Here is a 527-nt window from a genome sequence, read left to right as displayed (position 1 = left end):
CCCGGCACGCATCATCAGCGCTGCTGGCTGCACAAGACCGCCAACGTGCTCAACAAGGTGCCGAAATCGGTGCAGCCGGGCATGAAGACAGCCCTGCGCGAGATCTATCTTGCACCGACCCGTGCCCAGGCCGAAGTCGCTGTTGATCTGTTCGAGGACGCCTACGTGGCCCGTTATCCAAAAGCCGTCGAGTGCGTACGCAAGGACCAACGGGCGCTGCTGGCCTTCTTTGACTGGCCCGCCGAGCATTGGATCCATCTTCGGACCACGAACCCCATCGAGAGTGTGTTCGCAACCGTGCGGCACCGGACCGTGCGCACCAAGGGTTCGTTGTCGCCCACCACTGCCCGGCTGATGGTGTTCAAGCTGGTGATGGCAGCCGCGAAAAGCTGGCGTCGGTTGATGGGCGAAAATCAGTTGCCCAAGGTGGTCGCCGGTGTCAGGTTTAAGGACGGCACCGAGGTCATTCCGATGCCGACAAACAGCGCCGCCTGATCGGCCCCATCACCTAAATTCCGTCATAGCTC

Annotated in this window: 1 protein-coding gene; it reads left to right on the top strand. The window is 61.5% G+C overall.

Going from position 1 to position 527, the window contains the following annotated elements:
• A partial coding sequence (locus JKL46_RS35150) for a transposase (protein WP_201843090.1) occupies positions 1-495 on the top strand: 495 nt, incomplete at its 5' end.
• Positions 496-527 lie beyond the last annotated feature (32 nt).

It is taken from the genome of Microvirga zambiensis WSM3693 (genome assembly GCF_016735695.1).
GTDB classification, from domain to species: Bacteria; Pseudomonadota; Alphaproteobacteria; order Rhizobiales; family Beijerinckiaceae; genus Microvirga; species Microvirga zambiensis.
This window is presented reverse-complemented; position numbering and strand designations above follow the sequence as displayed.